The 19,061-nt window shown below is 68.4% G+C and carries 19 protein-coding genes and 1 pseudogene; 11 read left to right on the top strand and 9 right to left on the bottom strand.

All coding sequences use genetic code 11. The annotated features are described in order from the left end of the window. Window positions 1–2: 2 nt before the first annotated feature. The 3 genes from WA670_RS09805 to WA670_RS09795 are packed head-to-tail and all read left to right on the top strand — an operon-like array spanning window position 3 to window position 2,889. Complete coding sequence (locus WA670_RS09805; protein WP_037816935.1) at window positions 3–881, top strand: amidohydrolase family protein; 879 nt, start codon at window positions 3–5, stop codon at window positions 879–881. After that, window positions 878–1,780, top strand: a complete 903-nt coding sequence (locus tag WA670_RS09800; RefSeq protein WP_134728196.1) for a dihydrodipicolinate synthase family protein — start codon at window positions 878–880, stop codon at window positions 1,778–1,780. Before WA670_RS09805 ends, WA670_RS09800 begins: the two co-directional genes overlap by 4 nt. Beyond that, the gene (locus tag WA670_RS09795) at window positions 1,777–2,889 is read left to right on the top strand and encodes a mandelate racemase/muconate lactonizing enzyme family protein (RefSeq protein ID WP_336157555.1); all 1,113 of its coding nucleotides are present in this window, start codon (window positions 1,777–1,779) and stop codon (window positions 2,887–2,889) included. Before WA670_RS09800 ends, WA670_RS09795 begins: the two co-directional genes overlap by 4 nt. Here the strand turns inward: WA670_RS09795 and WA670_RS09790 are convergent. Beyond that, window positions 2,873–4,453, bottom strand: a complete 1,581-nt coding sequence (locus tag WA670_RS09790; RefSeq protein ID WP_336157554.1) for a carboxypeptidase-like regulatory domain-containing protein — start codon at window positions 4,451–4,453, stop codon at window positions 2,873–2,875. The two genes, WA670_RS09795 and WA670_RS09790, sit on opposite strands and share 17 nt — an antisense overlap. Next, entirely contained in the window at window positions 4,450–5,787 is a 1,338-nt protein-coding gene (locus tag WA670_RS09785; RefSeq protein ID WP_336157553.1) for an MFS transporter, read from the bottom strand. The genes WA670_RS09790 and WA670_RS09785 overlap by 4 nt, the downstream gene beginning before the upstream one ends. A gap of 211 nt (window positions 5,788–5,998) precedes the next feature. On the opposite strand from WA670_RS09785, the gene WA670_RS09780 reads away from it, so the two are divergent. Continuing rightward, window positions 5,999–7,429: an FAD-binding oxidoreductase gene (locus WA670_RS09780; protein ID WP_336157552.1), complete on the top strand. Its 1,431-nt coding sequence runs from the start codon at window positions 5,999–6,001 to the stop codon at window positions 7,427–7,429. Between the two features lie 46 nt (window positions 7,430–7,475). On the opposite strand, the gene WA670_RS09775 is transcribed toward WA670_RS09780, so the two are convergent. Next, window positions 7,476–7,919 (bottom strand): VOC family protein, encoded by a 444-nt coding sequence (locus WA670_RS09775; protein WP_336157551.1) that lies wholly within the window; start codon window positions 7,917–7,919, stop codon window positions 7,476–7,478. Window positions 7,920–8,025: 106 nt separating this feature from the next. Between WA670_RS09775 and WA670_RS09770 the strand changes: the two genes are divergently transcribed. Continuing rightward, window positions 8,026–9,207: a winged helix DNA-binding domain-containing protein gene (locus tag WA670_RS09770; protein WP_336157549.1), complete on the top strand. Its 1,182-nt coding sequence runs from the start codon at window positions 8,026–8,028 to the stop codon at window positions 9,205–9,207. Here WA670_RS09770 and WA670_RS09765 read toward each other — a convergent pair. Next, window positions 9,176–10,182, bottom strand: a pseudogene (locus WA670_RS09765) (aldo/keto reductase). The gene WA670_RS09770 and the pseudogene WA670_RS09765 overlap by 32 nt on opposite strands. A gap of 91 nt (window positions 10,183–10,273) precedes the next feature. On the opposite strand from WA670_RS09765, the gene WA670_RS09760 reads away from it, so the two are divergent. Then, window positions 10,274–11,176 carry a S66 peptidase family protein gene (locus WA670_RS09760; protein ID WP_336157548.1) on the top strand — a complete coding sequence of 301 codons (903 nt, stop codon included), beginning with the start codon at window positions 10,274–10,276 and terminating at the stop codon, window positions 11,174–11,176. On the opposite strand, the gene WA670_RS09755 is transcribed toward WA670_RS09760, so the two are convergent. Continuing rightward, a complete protein-coding gene (locus tag WA670_RS09755; protein WP_238604439.1) occupies window positions 11,173–11,634 on the bottom strand; it encodes a dihydrofolate reductase in 462 nt (153 codons plus the stop codon). The two genes, WA670_RS09760 and WA670_RS09755, sit on opposite strands and share 4 nt — an antisense overlap. Continuing rightward, window positions 11,634–12,431 carry a thymidylate synthase gene (locus WA670_RS09750; RefSeq protein WP_336157547.1) on the bottom strand — a complete coding sequence of 266 codons (798 nt, stop codon included), beginning with the start codon at window positions 12,429–12,431 and terminating at the stop codon, window positions 11,634–11,636. Before WA670_RS09750 ends, WA670_RS09755 begins: the two co-directional genes overlap by 1 nt. 93 nt (window positions 12,432–12,524) lie before the next feature. Here WA670_RS09750 and WA670_RS09745 point away from each other — a divergent pair, with 93 nt between their 5' ends. Both WA670_RS09745 and WA670_RS09740 read left to right on the top strand, forming a co-directional pair. Continuing rightward, window positions 12,525–13,733, top strand: coding sequence for a cytochrome P450 (locus WA670_RS09745; RefSeq protein ID WP_238604437.1), 1,209 nt, complete (start codon window positions 12,525–12,527; stop codon window positions 13,731–13,733). 58 nt (window positions 13,734–13,791) lie between these two features. Then, window positions 13,792–14,685, top strand: coding sequence for a hypothetical protein (locus WA670_RS09740; RefSeq protein ID WP_238604436.1), 894 nt, complete (start codon window positions 13,792–13,794; stop codon window positions 14,683–14,685). 6 nt (window positions 14,686–14,691) lie between these two features. Here the strand turns inward: WA670_RS09740 and WA670_RS09735 are convergent, their stop codons facing one another. Further along, window positions 14,692–15,183, bottom strand: coding sequence for a DUF1453 domain-containing protein (locus WA670_RS09735; RefSeq protein WP_336157546.1), 492 nt, complete (start codon window positions 15,181–15,183; stop codon window positions 14,692–14,694). A gap of 78 nt (window positions 15,184–15,261) precedes the next feature. Here WA670_RS09735 and WA670_RS09730 point away from each other — a divergent pair, with 78 nt between their 5' ends. The 3 genes from WA670_RS09730 to WA670_RS09720 all read left to right on the top strand — a co-directional run bounded on the left by WA670_RS09730 (window position 15,262) and on the right by WA670_RS09720 (window position 17,582). Continuing rightward, window positions 15,262–15,855, top strand: a complete 594-nt coding sequence (locus WA670_RS09730; protein WP_037816958.1) for a TetR/AcrR family transcriptional regulator — start codon at window positions 15,262–15,264, stop codon at window positions 15,853–15,855. 251 nt (window positions 15,856–16,106) lie between these two features. Further along, a complete protein-coding gene (locus WA670_RS09725; RefSeq protein WP_051729261.1) occupies window positions 16,107–16,790 on the top strand; it encodes a papain-like cysteine protease family protein in 684 nt (227 codons plus the stop codon). 9 nt (window positions 16,791–16,799) lie between these two features. Next, window positions 16,800–17,582, top strand: coding sequence for a hypothetical protein (locus tag WA670_RS09720; RefSeq protein WP_037816959.1), 783 nt, complete (start codon window positions 16,800–16,802; stop codon window positions 17,580–17,582). Here the strand turns inward: WA670_RS09720 and WA670_RS09715 are convergent. Further along, window positions 17,569–18,504, bottom strand: coding sequence for a helix-turn-helix domain-containing protein (locus WA670_RS09715; protein ID WP_051729262.1), 936 nt, complete (start codon window positions 18,502–18,504; stop codon window positions 17,569–17,571). The two genes, WA670_RS09720 and WA670_RS09715, sit on opposite strands and share 14 nt — an antisense overlap. A gap of 107 nt (window positions 18,505–18,611) precedes the next feature. Next, window positions 18,612–19,052, bottom strand: a complete 441-nt coding sequence (locus WA670_RS09710; protein ID WP_037816960.1) for a MarR family winged helix-turn-helix transcriptional regulator — start codon at window positions 19,050–19,052, stop codon at window positions 18,612–18,614. Window positions 19,053–19,061 lie beyond the last annotated feature (9 nt).

The following is a 19,061-nucleotide window of genomic DNA, read 5'->3' as shown; positions in this document are numbered from 1 at the left end:
CCATGATCGTGGACGTGCACACTCATACTCCCACCCACCAGGCCGCGGTGCCGGAGGACGAGCGGCGCGTTTACGAAGGGTGGCGGACCGACCGGGCTGTGGTCACTACGAATTCTTGGGCGGATTACGACAAAGCTACCGAGGTCGCCGATCTGTCGATTGTGTTCAACATTGCTGTTGAGGAGCCGGAAGAGGCGACTGGGCTGCCGTATCGGGCGGAGGATACTAATACTGCTACGGCGGCGTTTGTGACGGCTGACCCTGGGCGGCGGATTGGGTTTATGTCGGTCAATCCCACTGCGGCCGACGTGTTCGACGAGGCTGATCGGTGCCGGGAGCTCGGGCTGGTCGGGGTGAAGCTCGGGCCGAATTATCAGAATTTCGATCCGCTGGGGCCGAAAGCGTTGGAGTTCTACGGCTATTGCGAGCGGCATGGGTTGCCGATCTTGTTTCATCAGGGTGCGTCGCCGATCCGGCAGGCGCCGTTGCGGTACACGTATCCGCTGGTCACCGACGAGGTCGCGCTGCAGTTCCCGGAGCTTCGGATCGTCATGGCGCACATGGGCCATCCCTGGGGACGCGAGACTGTGGTGACCATCCGCAAGCATCCGCACGTGTATGCGGACGTGTCTTCGATTTACCTCCGGCCTTGGGTCTGTTACGAATCACTGCTCGCGGCGCAGGAGTGGGGCGTGCCGCACAAGCTGTTGCTTGGTTCGGATTTTCCGATCGCCACCACCGCGGAGGCGATCGCCGGGATCCGGCGGGTCAACGACATCGTCGCGGGCACTGCGTTGCCGAAGATCTCGCCCGAACTGATCGAGGGAATCATTCACGCGGACGCGGTCGCCGCGCTCGGCCTTCAGAAGGGGATTCGATGACGCCTATTCGCGGAGTGTCTCCCGTTCTCGAGGTGCCTTTCACCGACGACGGCGACATCGATGTTTCCGGCTTCCGGCGGGTCATCCGGCAGGTGCTCGGGACCGGGGTCGGCAGTGTGATGTTTCCTGGCTTCGCCTCGGAGTTCTACAAGTTGGCCGAGGACGAGCGGCACACGCTGACCGAGGTGTTGCTGGCGGAGACGAACCCGCGGTCGGATGTCCTGGCCATTATCGCGGTTCAGGACCATGCGACGCGGCTGGCGGTGCAGCGGGCCAAGGAAGTCGTGGCCGCGGGGGCGGACTTGATCAATCTTCTGCCGCCGCATTATCTGCAACCGTCCCGGAAAGCGCTGGTCAAGCACATCCGGGAGGTGCTTGACGCGGTCGCGCCGACTCCGGTGGTGTTGCAGTACGCGCCCGAGGAAACGGGGACCAGTCTTGACGCGGATGTGCTGCGCAAGATCGCCGCCAAGCATGCCAATCTGCAGCTGGTCAAGGTCGAATCCAGCCCGCCCGGGCCGTTGATCGCCGAGCTGGCCGCTGGGGATCCGCCGATACCTGCGGTCGAGGGATATGCGGGCGTGCAGTTGCCGGACGCGATCCGGCGCGGGGCGGTCGGGACGCAGCCGGGGTGTTCGTTCACCGAGATCTACGTCGAGATCTGGCGGCGGTTCGAGGACGGCGACGAAGCGGGCGGCGACGAGTTGCATCGGCGGCTGCTGCCCTACATTTCCTATTGGATGCTGGACACTGAGCGGATTATCGCGGCGGAGAAACTGATCTCCGTACGCCGTGGGTTCTTCGGCAGTCCGTACTGCCGCGCGCCCGCGCATCGGCTCGACGCTGAGGACATCCGGATGATCGACCGGTTTCTCGCCGAGTTCCGCGAGTTTCTGTGAACACCGTCGACGACCTCGAGGTCACCGCGATCAGCCCGGTCGTCCGGCCGGAACTGGTCGTGGCCGGGGCTCGCGGGACGCATGACCATTCCGACTTCCTCCTGGTCCGGGTGACCACTTCGGACGGTTCGACCGGGCTAGGCGAGGTCAGTGCGACGCTCCAGTGGAGCGGCGAGGACGCTGGTACGGCGGAGTATCTCATCAAGAAGGCACTTGCCCCGGCGATCCTCGGCCGGCCGCTCATTCCGGTCGCTGATCTTGAGCGGCGCATGGACGAGGCGGTGGCCGGTGCGCCGTTCACCAAAGCCGGGATTTCGACGGCGTTGTGGGACGCGTACGCGCGCATGCTTGGAGTCCCGCTCGCGGTGGCGCTCGGGGGTCCATTGAGGACTACAGTGCCGGTGAAGTGTTCGCTCAGCGGCAGCGGGCAACGGCTCCATGACGTCTACCAGTCAGCCTTCGCGGCCGGATTTCGCAGTTATAAGCTCAAGATTGGTTTCGATCCTGAAGACGACGCGCGTCGGCTCGCGGAGGCACGGAAGCTTGTCGGAGCAGACACGTTCCTCGGGCTGGACGCGAACGGCGGCTACCGGCTCGGAGACGCCGCCCGGACGATTGAATTGATGCGCGACCAGGATCCGGCGTTTCTCGAACAGCCGGTGGCGCCTGGCGATCTGGCCGGGATGCAGGAGTTGCGCGGGCGTGGGTTGTCCATTGTGGCCGACGAAAGTGTGTTCGGCACGGAAGACCTCGTGTCGGTGATCCGGGCCGAAGCGGCGGACGCGGTCAGCCTGTACATCGGCAAGGCGGGCGGGCCGGGCCGCGTGGTGGCGATGGCACAGCTCGCGAACGCGTTCGGGCTCGACGTTGTGCTCGGTTCCAATGGGGAGCTTGGCATTGGCGCGGCGGCCCAGTTGCACGCGGCGTGTGCTGCGCCTGGGCTGTCGGCCCGGATTCCGTCTGACATCATCGGCGCGCATTACTACGAGCGCGACATCCTCAAGACGCCGTTGAACAGCGACGGCCAGACCGTGCGGCTCGGCGACGCGCCCGGACTTGGCGTCGAGGTGGCTGACGATATCGCCGCCGGGTTCAGGAGCGTCCGGTGAACCGGTCGAGGACGTTCGCCGTGACCGCGGAGACGCCGTCGTCTACCAGTACGGCGGACGTCCAGGCGATCGATCCGACGGAGAACACCTCGCCGCCGCTGGCCGTGGCGTAGCAAGCGATTTCGCCGCCGCCGTCGCCGGGGTTCAAGCCGCGGGCGAGTACGTGAGTCCCTTGTGGACTGTGCGGGCCGGTCTTGTCGGTTTCGTGTCCGGAAGCGCCGCCTGGACACCGTTCGTGCAGGCTTCGGACGCCGAACCGGTCTCCCTTGTCCAATCCGGTGCCGCGGAAAGCCCAGTGGCTGGGGTCGACGACCTCGTATGGCGCTCCGGTCATCGCGCCTGCGCTGGTGAACACCACGCCGAACAGCTCCGACGTCGGCCGGAACGTGCGGTGCATCCGGCTCTCATACGCACTGGACTCGACTGCCTGGGTGCGGAAGCGCAGTGCGTCCGAAGAGAACACCACTTCGCAGTCCGCGACATTGCCGCCGAAGTTGGCCAGTTTCCCGCCGCGGTCATGCACCCAGGAATAGACCGCGGAGTACATCTCGCGGGACCAATACTCCGGATGCGTACTCAGGACCAACGTGCGGTAGCTGTCCAACGGCAGAGTGCCGTCGTGCAGGTGCGCGTCGGAGTAGAGGTCGTACTCGTAGCCGTTGCGTTCCAGCCAGCTGAGCAGCCGCCATTCCGCGGCGGCCAGGTGGCACGGTTGCCTGCCGCGGATCGGGTCCTCCGGCTGGGCGTCGGCGCTGAGCTGGTTCAGCGGTTCTGGGCGTTCGAAGGAGAGCGGCGGGTACGCGTCGTCGGGCAGGGCGTGTTCGCTGAAGCTTGACTCCAGGTAGCGGGGCATTTCCAAGCGGGGCACCAAAACTGGCTCGGAAGGCAGACCGGAGGCGTTGATGTAATTGCTGCGGCCGCCGAAATTGTTGTAGGCGTTCCAGGTGTTCGTGGACGCGACGACGGCGATCGGCGCGGTCGGCTGGCGCGGCGCGACTACCCACGGAAACGAAAACCGGGCCCCGGATTCGCCTTCGACGTGGAAGTAGTACAGGCCGCTGCGGTCCGGAGCCGTGACGTACTGGCGGTGGGACGGATCGACGTATCCTTTTTCGTTGAACCGCACGCCGGTTTGCGTGTAGTCGCCATCGGGAGTGACCTGCACGGTGGCGCGCGGCGCGTGTTCGTCGAACCAGCCGATCAGCGCGGTTTCCTCGGCCACCGCGCCGTATCGCCACAGGCTCAGGCGGTACGGCTCGGGGCTGTGGATCCGGAATTCGCCTTCGTCGCCGCTGCGGGCCCATTTCGGCCACAGGTAACCGAAAATCTGATCGGACAGCAACCGGAACTGGTGCGGTTCAGCTCCGAGCACGAGGTCGACGTGTTTGGCGCCGTAGCCGTCCTTGGCGAGGGTGACGCGGTAGTTGCCGGGCGGAACGTCGGCGTGGATCGCGCCGGTCGCGGTGGAGCGCGCGGTCCAGTGCGCATCGCGGGCGCTGATCTCGACCGCGACATCGGGCAGCGCGAGATAGCGTTCGTCGCTGACGTATCCCAGCAAGGTCATACTGTCGCGGCTTTCGGTTCAACGGCCGGTTCCGGCAACGGTTGCCCGGCGCGTTCGGGCAACAGCAGCATCGCGATCGCGCTGAGCACGCAGCCGGCGATGACGTAGATGCCGACGCCCCACACCGCGCCGGTCGCGCCGACCAGCAACGCGCTGAGGTACGGCGCGAATCCGCCGCCGAGCACCGCGGTCAGCTGATATCCCAGGTTGACGCCGGTGACACGCGAGCGAGTGTCGAACAATTCGGACAGAATCGTCTGGGACAGCGCGGACATCGCCATCACGAACACCGAGAAGCCCAGCACCATCGCGACCGCCACGAGGACCGGATTCTTCGTCTCGAACAACCAGAACACCGGGAAGATCACCACGGCGAGCCCGATGCAGCCGCCGAGGAACACCGGTTTCCGGCCGATCCGGTCGGACAACGCACCCCACGTCGGCGCGAGAACGATCTGCGCGCCGGCGGCGACCATGGTCGCGGTGAGCGCCACGGACGCGGGCATTCCGAGATCCTTTTTGATATACGACGCGCCGTAGGTGGTGATGACGTAGCCGCCGATGCTGTTGGCGAAACCGAACAGAACGCCGTAGATCAAATTGCGCGGTCGGCGCAGCACAGCGACCAGCGGAATGCGCGCGCCGGCGTCCTTCTTGCGCGCGCGTTCGAAGTCCGGCGTTTCGCCTACGCGCATCCGGATGATCAAGCCCGCGACCAGCAGCACGAAACTGAGCAGGAACGGGATCCGCCAGCCCCAGGCCAGGAAATCCCGGTCGGGAAGCGTGGCGAACAACGCCATCAGCCCGGAGGAAATGAGCAGCGCGACTCCTGCCCCGGAAAGGAGCAGGGCCCCGTAGAGACCGCGTTTGCGCGGCGGGGCGTGCTCGACGGCCAGCGAGATCGCGCCGCCCATTTCGCCGCCGGTCGAAAAGCCCTGCAGCAGCCGCAGGATCACCAGCAGAATCGGGGCCGCGACGCCGATCTGGCGATATCCGGGAAGCGCCCCGATGAGAATCGTGGCGACCCCCATCAGCACGATGGTGAGGATCAAGGCCTTCTTGCGGCCGAACCGGTCCGCGATGTGCCCGATCACGATGCCGCCGACCGGGCGCAGCACGAACCCGACGGCGAAGGTGGCGAACGACGACAGCTGCCCGGTGAGCGGGTCCTCGGACGGGAAGAACACGGCCGGGAACACGACGGCGGCGGCCAGGCCGAACAGGTAATAGTCGTAGTACTCGAGCAGCGTGCCGATGCTGGAAGCCAGCACCGCGGACCGGCGCGCCGAGCGTGCCGGGGCCGAGCCTGCCGAGCCGGAGCGGTCTGCGCCCATGTCGCCCGCACCTCCTGATCCGATGGTGGATCAAGGCCGGTCGACCTCGACCCCAGCGCCCCCGAATCCCGCATTTTCGAAATACCGTAGATGCGTCTTCTATTTCGGAAAGATTAGTCTATGCTGGCGGCGTCGGACAAGGGGAATCTCGGGGCGGGCCGGCGGGTTTCTTCTCGTGCGCGCGGGCCGCCGAGCCGTGGAGGGGTCGTCCATGACGTTAAGCCGTCGTCGTCTTTTGCAGTTGTCCGCGGTCGCGGCGGGCGCGGCCGTCGCCGGGACCGGAACCGTTGCCCACGCCGCGGAAAAGGAGCCGGACTGGGCCAGGTTGCGCAGGCGGCTGCGCGGCGCGCTGCTGCAGCGGAACGACGCCGGCTACGCGGAAATCCGCCCGTCGTTCAACCTTCTCTACGACGACCGTTATCCGCCGGCGATCGCCCGGTGCGCCGACGCCGACGACGTCCGGAAGTGCCTCGAGTTCGCCGCGGAAAACACCGTCAAGTTCGCGGCGCGCAGCGGCGGGCACAGTTACGTCGCGTATTCCACTCCGGGCAACGGATTGGTCGCGGACCTCAAGTTGATGAACCGCGTCGAGGTCCGCCGGAACGGCACCGCCGTCGTGGGTGCGGGCACGCGGTTGCTCGACGTCTATCACGCACTCGCCGCCGAAGGACGCGCGTTGCCGGGCGGCACGTGCGGTTCGGTCGGCATCGCCGGGCTCGCGCTCGGCGGCGGGATCGGCGTCCTGATGCGGAAATACGGACTCACCTGCGACCACCTGGAAGGCGCGAAAGTCGTGACGCCGCGCGACTTCCGGGTGCATTCGGTCGACCCGGGCTCGGACCTCGGCTGGGCGCTCACCGGCGGTGGCGGCGGGAATTTCGGGGTCACCACGGAGTTCACCTTCCGCACGGTTCCCGCGCCGCCGCGGGTCACCGTGTTCGTGGTGAACTTCCCCGAGGGCTCCGGCACCGACGTCTACGGGGCCTGGCAGGACTGGATCACCGCCGCGCCAAGGGAATTCTGGTCGAACATCTCGGTGCTCGGCGGCCCGAACCCGGCGGCGGGCGTCCCGGGCTGCCTCCTCGGCGGCGAACAGCAGGCCCGCGAACTCATCGCCGATCTGGAACGCCGGGCCGGGGTCAAGGGCACGGTCAGCGGTTTCCAGGAGACGGACTACCTGGGTGCGATGGATTTCTGGTCCGGAAGCCTGGAGCGTCGCCGGTTCATGGCCGCTTCCCGGGTGCTGGCGAAGAAGGCCGATCCGGCGCGGCTGAGCGCGCTCGTCACCGGCGAGACCAAGGTCGCGCTGGAGATCAACCCGCTCGACGCGGCGGTCTCCGACGTGCGGCCCACCGACACCGCGTTCGCCCACCGCGGGGTTTTCGGCGACGTGCAGGTCTACCTCAGCGCCGCCCCGGACGTCGACCGGGAGACCGCGAAGCACGAGGTGAACGACGTTCAGGCACGGCTGGCGGAGATCGCCACCGGCGGCGCGTACGTCAACTACATCAACGACGACCAGCAAGACTGGGCCACCGCGTACTACGGGGTGAACCTTCCGGCGCTCCGGGCGGCAGCGGCGAAGTACGACCCGAGCGGGGTGCTCGCGTTCGAGCAGGGTCTCTCGCCGCGCCCGGTGTGAAAGCCGGTCTGCGGCCGGCGCAGGACTCCGGCCGCAGACCGGCGGGCTACGCGGCGACCTGCAGAATCCAGGTGACGCCGAAGCGGTCCCGGAGCATCCCGAACGCCGGGGCCCACTGCGACGGGCCGAACGCCTCGACGACCGTCGCGTCCTCGGACAGCTTCTTCCAGAACTCGCCGACCTCGACGGAATCGCCGCTGACGGACAGGAAGAATTTCTCCGTGGTGATGGTCATCCCGTTCTCTCGGGTGGTCTCGCCGACCGGGGCGGCGGTCGCGACGCCCGGCACGTCGTAAGCCATCACCTGGAAGCCGTTCTCGCCCGTCACCTGTCCGAACACCACGCGGTCCGCGTCGGGTGCCTCCTGGGGCATGCCGAAGTCGCCGTACGTGGCGATCCGGAGTTCCCCGCCGAACACCGACCGGTAAAACTCGAGCGCCTCCCTGGCCTCGCCCCGGAAGTTCAAGTGGGCGACGGCGTGCACTGCCATGATTTCGACTCCTCGATTCCCGCGCCGGACTCGTTCCCGCGCTGGAACCGAGACTCGCAGCAGTAGCGGTCAGGCAGTGACCGCTACTTCCGGCATGATCGAAACCATGCGAAAGGTGACCGACGCCGAGCGGCGTGACCGGATCGGGCTGCGGCACGCGTTGGCGACCGCCGCGTCCGGAGTGGAGGCCGCCGTCCGCGCGGTCACGTGCTTGCACGCGACTGAGGCCAGCAGCATTTACTTATCCGCGTACGCCCGGTCCCGCGCCGATCGAGAGTCCATTTCGGACGCTCTGTTCGGCAAGCGGACGGTGGTGCGGCAGTTGGCGATGCGCCGGACCGTCTTCGCGTTTCCGGTCGATTTGCTCGCCGCGGCAAGGGGAAGTGCGTCGGCCCGAGTTGCGAAGCAGATGACCGCACGGCTGGCCAAAGACGCCGAACTCGCCGGAATCGACGACGGCCCGGCGTGGGTCGCCGAGCGGTGCGCCGAGGCGTTGCAGGCGATCCGCGAAGAACCCGGCACTACCGCACAGTTGCGTGATCGCATTCCCTCGCTGAACACGCGGATCGCCGCCGAGGGACGGCCTGCGGTGCTCGCCCCGGTCGGCTCCCGGGTGCTTTCCGTGCTGGCGTCGAGCGGTTCGGTAGTCCGCGGGGACAACGCCGGACGCTGGCAGGTCTCCCGTCCAGTGTGGACGGTGGTCGAACAGTGGCTCGGCGAGGATCCAGGCGTCCTGGACGAACGCGAGGGCTACCAGGAACTGGTGCGGCGCTGGCTGTGGTCGTTCGGGCCGGGGACCGAGGACGACCTGGTGTGGTGGCTCGGCGCGACGAAAACCGCGGTCCGCCGGGCGCTGGACGACGTCGGCGCGACGCCCGCCCTGCTGGAGGACGACACCCCGGCGTGGCTGCACCCCGACGATGCCGAGGAGGTCCGCCTCGACCAGGACTGGGCGGCCCTTCTCCCGACCCTCGACCCGACGACGATGGGCTGGCGCCGCCGCGACTTCTACCTCGGCGACCACGGCCCGCACCTTTTCGACGGCGCGGGCAACGCCGGTCCGACCGCGTGGTGGAACGGGCGGATCGTCGGGACCTGGACGCAGCAGCCGGACGGGACGGTGACGGTCGTCCCGATCGAACCGTTGTCCCTCGCTGCCGCGGCGGCGTTGGAAGAGGAAGCCGCGAAACTCACCGCCTGGTTCGACGGTGAGGTGGTCGCGACCGGTTACGTGCCGCCGATGGTTCAGGGACGGATTAGCCGCGGCGGCGGAGCTTCGGGTCGGTAAGCGCCGGCGGAACGTACGACACGTCGATCGGACCCACGTCGGCGCCCGGCGCGACGATCTCGTCGATCCGGTCCAGGACATCGTCGTCCAGCCGGGTCTCGGCACCCGCCAGCAGGTCGTCGAGCTGCGGCAACGTCCGGGGGCCGAGGATCGCGGACGTCACGGCGGGATGGTTGACCGCGAACGCCAGCGCCAGATGCGTCAGCGAAAGCCCGGCTTCGTCGGCCACCTGAGCGAACTGCTCGACCGCCGCGTGCTTGCGCTCGTCGCTCATGTGCCGCGGCACGAACCGCAGCTGCGCTTCCCGGAGCCGCTCGCCGCCGGGCCGATAGCGGCCGGTCAGCAGTCCCATCGCGAGCGGGCTCCACACCAGGACCCCCATGCCGTACCGGTCGCACACCGGCAGGATTTCGCTCTCGATCCCGCGGTTGAGCAGCGAATACGTCGGCTGCTCGGTCCGCAGCCGGGCCAGCCCCGCGCGTTGCGCCACCCACTGGGCTTCGACGATCTCGGACGCCGGGAAGTTCGAGGACCCGACTGCGCGCACCTTGCCGCTGCGCACCAGATCGGTGAGCGCGGAGAGGGTTTCTTCCAGATCGGTGTCCGGGTCGGGTGATGAAGCTGGTACAGGTCGAGGTGGTCGGTTCGCAAGCGCCGCAACGACTGTTCCACCTCCGCGACGATCCAGCGCCGCGAACTCCCGCCGCGACCCGGGCCCATCGAGCCGTTGACTTTCGTGGCCACGACCACGTCGTCGCGGCGGCCCTTCAACGCCGCGCCGAGGATTTCCTCGGACTCCCCACCGGGCCCGTAAACGTCAGCGGTGTCCACGAAATTGATCCCCGCGTCGAGCGCCCGGTGCACCATCCGGACGCACTCGCCGTGATCGGGGTTGCCGATCTGCCCGAACTTCATCGTGCCGAGGCAGTAGGCGCTGACCTTGATCCCGGTCCGCGCCAAAAGCCGCATTTGCATGTGCCGGTTTCCTTTCCTGAGCAAGGTCACGGTGGCAGGGGAAGCGGCCAGGCGGTGTCCGCTACTGCGGCAAGTCTGGGAAAGTGCTCGGGTGACCGACGCCGTGCGGCCGCCCCGGCTCCGACGCGGAGACCGGGTCCGGCTCGTCTCCCCCGCCAGCTGGCCCACCGAAGAACAGCTCGCGGAATCCGTGCGGACGCTGGAAAGCTGGGGCCTCACCGTCGAGGTCGGCGAGCACGCCCTCGACCGGCACGGTTACCTCGCCGGGCTCGACGAGGACCGGCTCGCCGATCTCAACGCCGCCTACCGCGATCCCGGCGTGCGCGCGGTCATCGCGACCCGCGGCGGGGCCGGGGCGTACCGGATCGCCGACGGGATCGATTTCGCCGCCGTGCGCGCGGATCCCAAGCCGCTCATGGGGTTCAGCGACATCACCAACCTGCACCTCGCGCTCTGGCGGCACTGCCGGATCGCCGGGATCCACGGTTTCCTCGCCGGTGCGCGCTCCGCCGAATCGACCCGGCGGCTGCTGTTCGAGACCGAACCCACGACGCTGCACCGGGATCCGGACGCGCTCACCGCCGCGGTCTCGTTCCCCGGCACCGCAACCGGCAACCTGGTCGGCGGGCATCTCGGCACCGTCATCGGGTTCATCGGAGCCGGACTGCCCAGTCTCGACGGCGCGATCCTGTTCCTCGAAGCCCCGCGCGCGATCGGGCTCGGCCAGGTCGACCGGCAGCTGACGCACCTCATGCGGTCCGGTTCGCTGCGCGGTCTGCGCGGGGTCGCGCTCGGCCGGTTCCCCGGGTTCGAGGACTACACCGACCGCGGCTGGACCGTGCTGGACGTGCTGCGCGACCGGCTCGGCGCGCTGGACGTCCCGGTGCTCGGCGGCATCGACGTCGGCCACGGCGACGACCCGTTGTCGGTCCCGCTCGGACCGGTCGCGAAGATCGACGGAGACACGCTTACCGTCAGGCCCGCAGTCGGCTAGGCGCCCCAGCTGAGGTGCCGGTAGTGCAGCCCGTTCTTCGACTCCTGCCACTCGCCGACCGTGTCCGGTTCCCGGCCGATCTCCGGCGCGTAGACGTCGCCCTCGAAGGACTCCCGGAGTTCGGTCACCTCGATCCGGTCGGCGAACGGCAGCGACTCCTGGTAGATCCGCGCGCCGCCCATCACCCAGACGTCGCCTTCAGCGGCCGCAAACGCTTGCTCCAGGTCGGGGAACGTCTCCGCACCCTCCTGCGGCGTGCGGGAGACCACGAGGTTCCGTCGCCCGGGCAACGGCCGGACGCGGTCGGGCAGCGACTCCCACGTGCGGCGTCCCATGAGCACCGTCGCGCCCGCGGTCACCGTGCGGAAGTGCTTCATGTCCTCCGGGATGTGCCACGGCAACGCGTTGTCGCGCCCGATGACGCGGTTCGCCGCCTGCGCCCAGATGAGTCCGATCATCAGACGGCCACCGGAGCCTTGATGCCGGGGTGCGGGTCGTAGCCCTCGAGCGAGATGTCCTCGTAGCGGTAGTCGAACAGGCTCTCCGCCGGCTTCAGGCTCAGCGTCGGGAACGGCCGCGCGTCCCGGGAAAGCTGCTTGCGCACCTGGTCCACGTGGTTGTCGTAGATGTGGCAGTCGCCCCCGGTCCAGATGAAATCGCCGACGCGCAGGCCGACCTGGTCGGCGATCATGTGCGTCAGCAGGGCGTAGCTCGCGATGTTGAACGGCACGCCGAGGAACAGGTCCGCGCTGCGCTGGTACAGCTGGCAGGACAGTTCGCCGTTGGCGACGTAGAACTGGAAGAACGCGTGGCACGGCGGCAGCGCCATCTGCGGGATGTCGCCGACGTTCCAGGCCGACACGATGATCCGCCGGGAGTCCGGGTTCTCGCGCAGCGTCCGCAGCACGTCGCTGATCTGGTCGACGTGTCCGCCGTCGGGGGTCGGCCAGGACCGCCACTGCACGCCGTACACCGGGCCGAGGTCGCCGTCCGGGGCCGCCCACTCGTCCCAGATCGTGACGCCGTGGTCACGCAGCCAAGTGACGTTCGACTCGCCGCGCAGGAACCACAGCAGTTCGTACGCGATGGACCGGAAGTGCACCTTTTTGGTGGTGATCAGCGGGAATCCGTCGGCCAGCCGGTAGCGCAGCTGGTGCCCGAAAATCGACCGCGTGCCCGTACCGGTGCGGTCGCCCTTCGCGGCTCCGGTGTCGAGCACGTGCTGAAGCAGGTCTTCGTACTGCGTGTCCGGCATGTCTGCGGATGGTAGTCGAGCCAGCGCCGTGTCAGCGGGATATCAGCCGCCGCGGTGACGCTGGTCGCACCACCACCGAGAGGGGACCCGAAGATGACCCGCCCGCCCGGCCTGCCGCTCGAACGCGACGCAGGCCCGTTCGCCCCGCCGTCCGCCATCACCCGGCTGCGGGAGACCCGGCCGGTGAGCCCGCTGAAGTTCCCGGACGGGCACGACGGCTGGCTGGTCACCGGCTACGACGCGGTCCGCCAGGCGCTCGCCGACCCGCGGTTCAGCTCGCGCCAGGACCTCGGCGCGGTGCACGTGCCCTACGAAACCCCGAGCATGCCCGAGGCGCAGCAGGAGTTCGATCCGTCGCCGCAGGTGCCCGGCCTGTTCATCACGATGGACCCGCCGGACCACACCCGGCTGCGCCGGAAGCTCACCGGCGCGTTCACCGTCAACCGGATGAAACAGCTCGAGGAGCACATCGCCGAAATCGCGCAGCGGCAGCTCGATCATCTCGCCGAGTGTCCGCGGCCTGCCGATCTGGTGCAGGAGTTCGCGCTTCCGGTTCCTTCGCTGGTGATTTGCGAAATGCTGGGCGTCCCGTATTCCGACCGGGAGACGTTCCAGAAGAACTCCACTCAGATGATGCTCCGGGACCAGAGCATCGAGGACAAAATGGCTGCCTGGACGGCGCTCACTTCATACCTCGGAAAGCTGGCGGCCGACAAGCGCGCGGACCCCGGGGCCGACATCCTGTCCGACCTGGCCCGCGACGACGACCTGAGCATCGAGGAACTGGTCGGCATCGGCTTCCTGCTGCTGCTCGCCGGGCACGAAACCACGGCGAACATGCTGGCGCTCGGCACTTTCGCGCTGCTGGAAAATCCCGGGCAAATGGCCGCACTGCGCGCCGACCCGGATCTGATTCCGGGCGCGGTCGAGGAACTGCTGCGCTATCTGGCGGTGGTCGACGTTCTGTTCCGTTACGCGTCCGAAGACCTCGAACTCGGCGGCGAAAAGATCAGCAAGGGATCGACCGTCCTCATTTCGATGCTGGCCGCCAACCGCGATCCTTCGCGTTTTCCCGAAGGCGACGAGCTCGACGTCAAACGGAATGCGCGCACGCATGTGTCGTTCGGCCACGGCGTGCACCAATGCCTCGGACAGCAGCTCGCCCGGATCGAAATGCGCGCGGGATTCGCCGGGCTGCTGCACCGCTTCCCGACGCTCGCCCTCGCCGTCCCGCCGGAGGAGGTGCCGCTGCGGACCGGCATGAACATCTACGGCGTTCACGAACTGCCCGTGACCTGGTGACACCTGTCGTCAACGTATCGGTTGACGCACGCCTGCGTCAACCGATACGTTGACGACCATGACGGACTCCGTGCAGGCAATGGCCACCCGGTACTTCCGGCAACGCGAGAACCCCTTCCTCGCCGAACTGGTCCGCGCGGCGAGATCCGGCCGCCCGCCCGGCGAGGACCTGAGCGCCGAGGACGCGGCGGGCGCGTTGCACCTGGTCCCCGACGTCCGGCAAGACCTGGACCGCGCTGAGGTCACGCTGATCGAATCGGTCCTCGACCGCGGCTGGACCTGGGAACAGCTGGGGGCGGAGTACGGCAACCGGTCCAAACAGGCGATGCAGCAGCACTACCGGCGGCGCGGCGGGACGCGTTCCTGGCCGGCCAAGGAACGCCCGCCGCGCACCGAATCACCGCATCGGCTGACCGACGAGGATCTGGACCCGGCCGATGTCGCGAAGGTGCGCGAGGCGATCAGCGCGTTGCTCGCCACCGCGCACGACGTCGCCGAAACCCACACGGTCGACGGGGTGTGGACCGCGGGCGAACCGATCCTGGAGGAGATCTCGGCAGTCGGACTGGATCCGTTGCCCCGCCTGGAAGTCGCGTGCCGCACCGCCGCCGCGGCCATCGAGGACATGGTCGTCGCGGGCTGGGAACGCCGCGATCCGGGCCGGACCGAACGACAACGGCAGTCGTGGACGGTGCGGCTGGAGGACGAGATGCGGGACATGGCGTCCTGGCTCGATCGGGAACCGCAAGGGCGGCTTCTTCCGCGCGCCGATCGTCCGTTGACCGTCGGGACAACTACTGCTGAGCGAGCGGACCACGTGGAGATCGCCGCCAAGGACGTGCCAGAAGTGCAGGAATCGATCAGCCTGACGCTCTCGCGATTGGAAGCCCATCGCGCCGTGTTTGATCAGGTCATTGCCGAGTTGAAGGGACGCCAGGCCGAACTGTCCTAAGCGGATTCATCGGGACGGAAGCCATCGCCGTTCTTTGTCCCTCGCGAATGGCACCTCCGAGGCCAGCCCGCGCGGGATGAGCACCAGCGCTTCTCCGGCGAAGCTGACCCCGATCGCCAACTGGTAGGGCCTCGCCTGTTCGTGCATGCCGCATTTCACTGCCAGCACAGTGAATCCGATCGAGACGGCAACGCCGAGCACGAACAGCGCGAGGCTCGATTTCCGGTAGCGCTGCCACAGTTCGCCCTTCTTCGCATACAGCCGGATCGTCGCGCCGCGCGCCGCTCCGAAGGCGAGACCGACCGCGCAGCTGCCGACGATCCACCACACGTCAGCGCTGGTCAGCCCCTTGAACCCGACGACACCCGCGACGCCGATCGCGATCAGCACGATCGGCGGCGCGACGGTGTCACGCCAGTTCAACGGCTCCCCGAGCATCCGGAACACCAGCATCACTACGACACCGACTACCAAGCTCACGAGTACCCATCCGCTCATCACGGACCCTCCCCCAGGATGCGTTTTAGCACTTGCATGCTAAATCCATCGTGGCACCACCGTGCTATAAACGCAACCATGCCGAAGGTCGTGGTGCCGGAAGACCGCCGCAAAGCTGTCAGCGAAGCCGTGGTCCGGGTAGTGCGCCGCTCCGGGGTCGAAGGCGCGACGCTCAGCAACGTGGCCAAGGAAGCGGGCCTCGCGATCGGGTCGATCCGGCATTACTTCGCCGACCACGAGGCGATGATGATCTTCACCATGGACCAGCTCGGCCGCCGGATCGGCGAGCGCGTCGCGGTTCGCGCGGACCGGCTGCTCGCCGCTGAAACCGGCCGCCGGACGCTGGTCGAAGACCTGCTCGCCGAGTTCCTCCCGCTCGACGACGAACGCCGGGACGAGGCGATGGCCTGGCTGGCGTTCACCGTCGCCGCGCGCACCCGTCCGGCGTTTCGCGCGAGCGCCGACGCGCAGCACCAGAACCTGCGCGACCTGATCACGCGAATCCTGCGCGAGGCCGTCGCGCTCGGCCGGCTTCCCGAGGAACTGGACCTGACCGTCGAAGCGGTCCGCCTGTCCGCGCTGCTCGACGGACTGACCATGCAGGCGGTGCTGCACCCCGAATCGACGCCGCCGGAACTGCTCGTCACCGCGCTGCGGCGAAGCCTGCCGTAACCCCGGGTCCCTTGTGGACAAACCCCCGCGAGCGCGATTCATCGCTTGTGAACGCGCTGTGAATATTGCGAATTCCCTGTCGCCGCGGTGAGCGAAACCGCGGCGGTGCCAGTCATTTCCCCGCAGAACCGGCTGTGAACACTCACACCGCGTGCCGGAGCCGTTGCTCTGCGGGAGTGGGCGAGCACACAGTGATGCTCGGCCGGGGCATCCCGGCGAGCTCCCTTCCCCGTCTGGCACAAGGAGATTCGATGGATTACCGACCCACCCGGAGGACAGTCCGGATCACGGCGGCGACCGGGGCAGCCGCGCTTGCCGTGGCGTTGCTGCCGGGCACCGCGCTGGCCCAGCCGACCAACGACGCGCACCAGCCGAACGGCCTCATCAAGACCGCCACGCACACCCAGGTGCGCGAGGTCCAGCCGGTCGGCGGCGGCCTGCGCGCCGCGGCGCTGCCCGTGTCGAAGCAGCTCGAATACAACCAGCAGGTGCAGGAAAACGACCAGTGGTGCTGGGCGGCGGACGGCTCCAGCATCGAGCAGTCGCAGGGCGGCACCGCCTCGCAGGCCGAGTTCTGCGCGGCGGGCAAGGGCACCCAGGCCGGGTACTGCCCGAACGAGGGCGGCCAGATCTACGAGATCGTGCAGGGCTTCCAGGGCACCGGGTTCTCCGCGCAGGACGCGAACGGGCCGATCAGCTACTCGTCGATCCAGAACCAGGTCAACTCCGGGATCCTGAACCTGACCGGCATCTACTGGACCTCCGGCGGCGGGCACGCCGAGGTGATCTACGGCTACGACAGCTCGAACCAGTCGCTGATGGTCGGCGACCCGTGGCCGAGCTACGAGCGGTACCAGACCTGGGACTACAACCAGTACCGCAGCAACGCCCAGTTCACCTGGAACGACACCATCGTCAACATCAAGAAGGGCTGACGAGCCGCCATGGGTGAGATCTGCCGGAAGTTCGCCGCCGGCGCGGCGATCGCGGTCGCGGCGCTCCTGTCCGCCGGTCCCGCCGAGGCCGCCGGGGCCTCGTGGGTCGCGCCGCCGTCGGAGCAGGACGTCGCGGCCGCGGTCAAAGCCGCGGAAACGGCACGCGCGATCAGTTTCGCCAAGTCGAACTTCCGGCAGGTCGGGCACGCCGATCCGGGCCGGATCACCCTGGAGCACAAGGGTTTCCCGGTCTACACGCTCAACCCGGACTTCGTCGCCGACAAGCCGGGAGCGCCGGCCGGGGTGCTGCGGGCGATCGCGGTGACGGCCACCGCGGCCACCGGCGCGAAAGCCACTCTCCGCGCCGCGCCCGACCACGCCGCGCCGACCGGCTGGTCGGTCGGGAACGTGTTGTCCGGCAATGACGAGGAGGCGCTCAGCGCCCGGCTGCGCCCGGGTTCGGTGCTGCTGAACGAACCGCAGATCAACGGGTGGTACGACCTCGGCCGCGACGGCGTCGTGCTGCTCCAGGCCAGCCTTCCGCAGTCGCCGGTCGGCCAGTTCATGCCGATCGCCGAATACCAGCAGCAGGTGCATTCCCGGTACGCCGACAAGCAGCCCGGCTCGGATTACCAGCGCGGCGGCGGGCTCGGGTTCAAGCAGACCCTCCAGCGCGACACCGGACCGGCCGGTTCGCTGGTCGTCGGGCTGATCGTGCTCGGCTCCGCGGTGGTGCTCGGCGGCGCGTTCCTGGGGTGGCGCTGGAGGAAGCGGCGGATCAGTCCCAAATGAGGTCGACCCCGGCGATGCCCACGCCGAGTTCCTCGAAGTAGGCGCTGACCGTGTTCCCCGGCCCGCAGAACAGCGGCTCGCGGACCAGCAGTTCCAGGTCCTCCCTCGGCCGGACGGTCCGCAGGCAGCGCGCCGGCAGCGCGGCCGGGTCGAAGCGCAGCCGCAGCAGGTATGCCGACATGCGGGAGCGCACGACCCGGTGGAAATTCCCCGGCCGGACCGAGGCGGCGGGACGCAGGGTGAACCCGAACGTGTGCGTCTCCCCCTCGGCGAGGCCGCGGTCGAAGAGCAATTCGAACACCATTCCGGCCGACCGCGCGCTGCGCCGCACCCGCCCGACCCGGCAGCCGTCGACCGCGATGATCTCGGTCGCCGTGACGTCGCTGCCGTCCTCGTCCTGGTGCGTCACCAGGAAGCTGTCCGGGCCGGATCTTCGCGCGCGCACCACCATGGTCGACGAGATCTCCGCGGTCCGGCCTTGCGCACCGAGCGTCAGCACGTCGACCACCGTCGCGACGTCCAGGTCCGCGTTCTCCTCGACGCCGGGCGTTCCGCTCAACTCGTCGCGCAGCGCGAACGTCTCCGCCCAGCTCTGCTGGAGTTCCGGCAGCGACGGCCTGCGGTCGGCGTCCGCGCTCCGGTGCGGTCCGATCAGCACCACGAGGCTGTCCGGCGGCAGGTTCAGCACCGACTCCAGAGCGCGCACGACATCGAGCGACCGGGGCGCGGACGGGCTGCGCAAACCGCGCTGCCAGTAACTCAGCGTGGACTCGGCGACCGACACCCCGTGCGCGGCGAGATGCGCGCGGAGCCGCGACAGGGACAACCCGCGCCGGTCGACAGCCTCGGACAACGCACGGTGAAACGGGCCGGACCGGACTGTTCGCGCCGACCACCGGACCGCCAAGCTCTGCTGCTGCATCTGGCTTCCCCTGCTCGTGCCGAATAGCTGTTCAGCATGAGCAGTTCGTGAGCGAGCAACAACCGTCCATGGTCGAGAATCGGACAAATCACCCCGCTTGCGCGAGCTCAGCCGTCCCCGAGATCGCGCCAGACAGCCGCCAGAAGGCGCAACTGCTCGTCGTCCAGCCGGTCGAAGAACAGCGTCCGCAGGTCCTCGTGGTGGCGACGGCGGGCCTTGCGCATCAGCGCGCGGCCCTGCGCGGTCAGCACCGCGTCGAAGCTGCGGGCGTCCACCGCCGATTGGCGGCGCTCGATCAGCCCGCGGCCGACGAGACGGTCGGCCAGCCGGGTGAAGCCGCCGGTGGACATCAGGCGGCGCTGAGCGAGGTCGGTCATCCGCATGCCCGCGTCGCCCGCCTCCGCCAGCAGGGCCAGCACGCTGTACTCCGCCATGCTCACGTTCAGCGGCGCGAGCCCGTCCGCCAGCGCGCGCCACAGCCGCTCGTGCGTGAAGAGGAACCCGCTCCACGCCTCCTGTTCCAGGTCTCGCAGCCCGTCGCTCGCCATGCCGACACG

This window comes from Amycolatopsis sp. VC5-11 (genome assembly GCF_037034185.1).
GTDB classification, from domain to species: domain Bacteria; phylum Actinomycetota; class Actinomycetes; order Mycobacteriales; family Pseudonocardiaceae; genus Amycolatopsis; species Amycolatopsis nivea.
Note: the sequence above shows the minus strand (reverse complement) of the source record. Positions and strands in the feature narration are given on the sequence as shown.